The organism is Ramlibacter sp. (genome assembly GCF_036383835.1).
Taxonomy (GTDB): Bacteria; Pseudomonadota; Gammaproteobacteria; order Burkholderiales; family Burkholderiaceae_C; genus Ramlibacter.
Map to the genome: position 1 here is coordinate 1 of NZ_DASVNN010000036.1, position 4,221 is coordinate 4,221.

At 68.6% G+C, this 4,221-nt stretch carries 3 protein-coding genes and 1 pseudogene; 3 read left to right on the plus strand and 1 reads right to left on the minus strand.

Translation table 11 applies throughout. The annotated features are described in order from the left end of the window. Positions 1-3: 3 nt before the first annotated feature. From VF522_RS06475 to VF522_RS06485, 3 genes and pseudogenes are all read left to right on the plus strand, one after another. Positions 4-237, plus strand: a pseudogene (locus VF522_RS06475) (3-deoxy-7-phosphoheptulonate synthase); the annotation flags it as partial. Next, positions 137-1,249, plus strand: coding sequence for a 3-deoxy-7-phosphoheptulonate synthase (locus VF522_RS06480; RefSeq protein ID WP_414709464.1), 1,113 nt, complete (start codon positions 137-139; stop codon positions 1,247-1,249). The pseudogene VF522_RS06475 and the gene VF522_RS06480, both read left to right, overlap by 101 nt. 78 nt (positions 1,250-1,327) lie before the next feature. Further along, positions 1,328-2,377, plus strand: a complete 1,050-nt coding sequence (locus tag VF522_RS06485) for a hypothetical protein (RefSeq protein WP_330907416.1) — start codon at positions 1,328-1,330, stop codon at positions 2,375-2,377. An 18-nt stretch (positions 2,378-2,395) separates the two neighbouring features. On the opposite strand, the gene mpl is transcribed toward VF522_RS06485, so the two are convergent. After that, on the minus strand, positions 2,396-3,781 hold the full coding sequence (gene mpl, locus VF522_RS06490) for a UDP-N-acetylmuramate:L-alanyl-gamma-D-glutamyl-meso-diaminopimelate ligase (protein ID WP_330907417.1): 1,386 nt from the start codon (positions 3,779-3,781) through the stop codon (positions 2,396-2,398). Positions 3,782-4,221 lie beyond the last annotated feature (440 nt).

Sequence of the window (4,221 nt, forward strand, 5' to 3'; positions counted from 1 at the left end):
CTGATCAACGATCCGCACCTCGACGGCAGCTTCCAGGTCAACACCGGCCTGCGCCTCGCCCGCCGGCTGATGCTCGACATCAACGCCGCGGGCCTGCCTATCGGCACCGAGTTCCTCGACACCACGCTCGGCCAGTATTACGCCGACCTCGTCTCGTGGGCCGCCATCGGCGCGCGCACGACCGAGAGCCAGATCCACCGCGAACTCGCATCCGGCCTCTCGATGCCCGTCGGCTTCAAGAACCGCACCGACGGCGACGTGCAGGTGGCGATCGACGCGATCCGCTCCGCCCGGCACCCGCCGGGCCATCCACAACATCATGAGCGGCAAGGACGACCGCCTGCTGGTGGTGATGGGCCCTTGCTCGATCCACGACCCGGACGCCGCGCACGAATACGCCCGGCGCCTGAAGGCCGAGCGCGAGAAGTACGCCGGCACGCTGGAGATCGTGATGCGGGTCTACTTCGAGAAGCCGCGCACCACGGTGGGCTGGAAGGGGCTGATCAACGACCCGTACCTCGACGAGAGCTTCCGCATCGACGAAGGGCTGCGCATCGCGCGCCAGCTGCTGATCGAGATCAACCGGCTCGGCCTGCCGGCCGGCAGCGAGTTCCTCGACGTGATCTCCCCGCAGTACATCGGCGACCTGATTTCCTGGGGCGCGATCGGTGCCCGGACCACAGAGAGCCAGGTGCACCGCGAGCTGGCCTCGGGCCTGTCGGCGCCCATCGGCTTCAAGAACGGCACCGACGGCAACATCCGCATCGCCACCGATGCGATCCAGGCGGCGGCGCGCGGCCATCACTTTCTCTCGGTGCACAAGAACGGCCAGGTTGCGATCGTGCAGACCAACGGCAACAAGGACTGCCACGTCATCCTGCGCGGCGGCAAGACGCCCAACTACGACGCCGACAGCGTGGCCGCCGCCTGCCGCGAACTGGAAGCCGCCAAGCTCAATCCCAAGCTGATGGTCGACTGCAGCCACGCGAACAGCAGCAAGCAGCACGAGCGCCAGGTCGAAGTCGCGCGCGACATCGCCGGTCAGATCGCCGGCGGCTCGCGCAGCGTCTTCGGCCTGATGGTAGAAAGCCACCTGGTCGGCGGCGCGCAGAAGTTCACGCCCGGCAAGGACGATCCGCAGGCGCTGCAGTACGGAAAAAGCATCACGGACGCCTGCATCGGCTGGAGCGAAAGTGGCGAAGTCCTCGAAAATTTGGCACAGGCGGTCCGCAAGCGCCGCCAAAGGTAATCCAGGAGTATTTACATACTGTAACTTGGCCGGTACATTTGTTTCCCATCAGGGCCGATAGAGCCCCTAAGGGAACAAATGACGATCGAGGTCCCCGCCCTGCGACTCGGGCTGGCGGGATACACGGAGGCGCAGCAGAAGGCGGCAGCGGAGGCGGCAATGGCCGCCTCAGGCGCGCGCGCAAGCTGGCAGCTCGGTTCCTTCGCGGAATCCGACGCCTGGTGGCTGGAAGGCAGCCGCACGATGCTGATGCCCAACCAGCACCTGCGCGTGCAGCCGGCCGTGCCGACCGGGCGCTCGGTGCAACTGGCCCTGGCCGACGTCGATCGCCCCGTCGCTTTCTCCCTGCCGATGGCCGCGCCGGGCTTCCAGCCGGCCATCACCTTCGAGCTGGCCGACAAGGCCGCCGCCACGAAGGTGCTGCACCGCTTCGCCGACCTGATGCAGGCCATGCTGTCGCAGTTCGCGCTCGCCTCCAGCCTCGCCGAGCAGCAGCCGATGCTCAACTCCGGGTCCTGGGAGGTGCTGCGCGACAAGGACCTGCTGGCCGTCGTCGACCTGCGGCTGGGCGCCGGCGTGATGCCGGGGGTCACGCCGGCCGATTTCGAGCAGGCGTCGTGGTGCGTGCGCAACCACGGCGCAGTAGTGATCCCGGCCAACTATCCGCGGCTGAGCGTGTCGCAGCTGATGTGGCAGTACGCGCAACGCACCGAGCGCGACCTGCTGCCGCCGCACTACCGCACCCAGAAGCTGTACTTCCGGCGGCCGCCGCGCCTGCCGCAACGCCAGCTGCGCGACGCGCACCTGCTGCTGATGCGCGAACTCGCGGAGCAGCCCGGCATGGACTTCCCGGCGCTGCAGCAATCCACCGGCCTCGGCGAGGCGCAGCTCGCGCGCTGCCTCTCCGCGCTTTACGCGGTGGGCAGCATCACCTCGAATCCGAAGCGCGCCACGGCCTCGGCCGGTCCGCGCCTGTCGGGCAACGCCTCGCAAGCGCCGACATCGGACCAGAGCCAGTTCAACTACTCGATGCTGAACGCGACCCGCCCGCCGGAGATCCGCAGGCAGCAACTGGACAAGACGGCGCCGGCACCGCTGCTGCCGGAGTTCTACCCGCGCTCGGCCTGAAGCAGCGCGGCCGCGGCCTCAGGCGCGCGGGCCCAGCGACTCCAGCAGCCTGGCGTGGATCCCGCCGAAGCCGCCGTTGCTCATGCAAAGCACGTGGTCGCCGGAGCGCGCCGCCGCCTTCACCTGGTCGACCAGTTCGGGGATCGTCTGTGCCACGCGCGCCTTCGCGCCCATGGGCTGCAGCGCCTCGGAGGGATCCCAGCCCAGTCCGCCGGCGTGGCAGAAGGACAGGTCGGCCTGCTCCAGGCTCCAGGGCAGCTGCGCCTTCATCGTGCCCAGCTTCATCGTGTTGCTGCGGGGCTCGAACACCGCGAGGATGCGCTGGCTCCCCACCTGCCGCCGCAGGCCGTCGATGGTGGTGCGGATCGCCGTGGGGTGGTGGGCGAAGTCGTCGTAGACGGTGATGCCGTTGGCGATGCCGCGCACTTCCATGCGGCGCTTGACGTTGCGGAATTCGCGCAGCGCCGCGGCGGCAGTGGCGGGCGTCACGCCCACGTGCTGCGCGGCGGCGATCGCGGCCAGGGCGTTGAGCTGGTTGTGCACGCCGCCCACGTCCCATTGCACGGAGGCCACGCGGTGGCCTTGTTCCAGCACGTCGAACCTCGTCGGCTCGCCTTCGGCGCGGAAGTCGCTCACGGCCGATCCGAAGCTGCGCATCTCGCTCCAGCAGCCTTGATGCATCACGCGTGTCAGGCTTTCTTCCAGGCCGTTGACGACCAGCCGTCCCGTCGAGGGCACGGTGCGCACCAGGTGGTGGAACTGCCGTTCGATCGCCGCGAGGTCGTCGAAGATGTCGGCGTGGTCGAATTCCAGGTTGTTCAGGATCGCCGTGCGCGGCCGGTAATGGATGAACTTGCTGCGCTTGTCGAAGAAGGCCGTGTCGTATTCGTCGGCCTCGATCACGAAGGGCGTGAGCGGGCGGGCCAGGTTGCCCAGGCGCGCGGACACGCCGAAATTCAGCGGCACGCCGCCCACCAGGAAGCCGGGCTGCATGCCGGCGTGTTCCAGGATCCAGGCGAGCATGGAGGTGGTGGTCGTCTTGCCGTGCGTGCCGGCCACGGCCAGCACGTGGCGGCCCTGCAGCACGTGCTCCGCCAGCCACTGCGGGCCGCTGGTGTAGCGCAGGCCCTGGTCGAGGATCGCCTCCATCAGCGGGTAGCGCGGCGTGCCGTCCGCATTGCGGGCGCGCGAAACCACGTTGCCCACCACCCAGACGTCGGGCTCGAGCGCGAGTTGGTCCGTGCCGTAGCCCTCGATCAGGTCGATGCCCAGCGCCCTCAGCTGGTCGCTCATGGGCGGATAGACGCCGGCATCGCAGCCAGTCACCTTGTGGCCCGCCTCGCGGGCGAGGGCGGCCAGTCCCCCCATGAAGGTGCCGCAGATGCCGAGGATATGGATGTGCATGGGCGCGGATTATCCCGGCGCCGAAGAACTGGACCGTAACTCCCCGTCATTCCCGCGCAGGCGGGAATCCAGGGCGTCCGAATTTCACGCGTTTGATTCGTTCACTCTTTTCGTCATCCCCGCGGAGGCGGGGATCCAGAGCATTTTGAAGAGGCGCTGATGCGCCTCTTCCCGCTTTTTCGCATCGCGCCCGGCTGCCAGCCCCCGTGCGGGCGGGGCCGGGGTCGCGCTGGCATGGCGTCCTTCGCGCCTTACGGCGCTTCGGCAAACCTGCGAGGCCCGGGCAGGCGGCCCCCGCGACCGAACTCGCTGCGTGTTTCACCGCACGCGGTCAAACACTCCGCTCAGACACAGGTGTCGCGAGTCAGAAACGTACGCGCGGCTCGATACGCGCTAAAGCGCTCTCGTAGCCGCGCTGGGCCGCCTGCCCGGTCCTCGCA

Coding starts and splice junctions, on each gene's coding strand:
- VF522_RS06485 (WP_330907416.1), top strand. CDS start 1,328: ATGACGATCGAGGTCCCCGCCCTGCGACTCGGGCTGGCGGGATACACG.
- mpl (WP_330907417.1), bottom strand. CDS start 3,781: ATGCACATCCATATCCTCGGCATCTGCGGCACCTTCATGGGGGGACTG.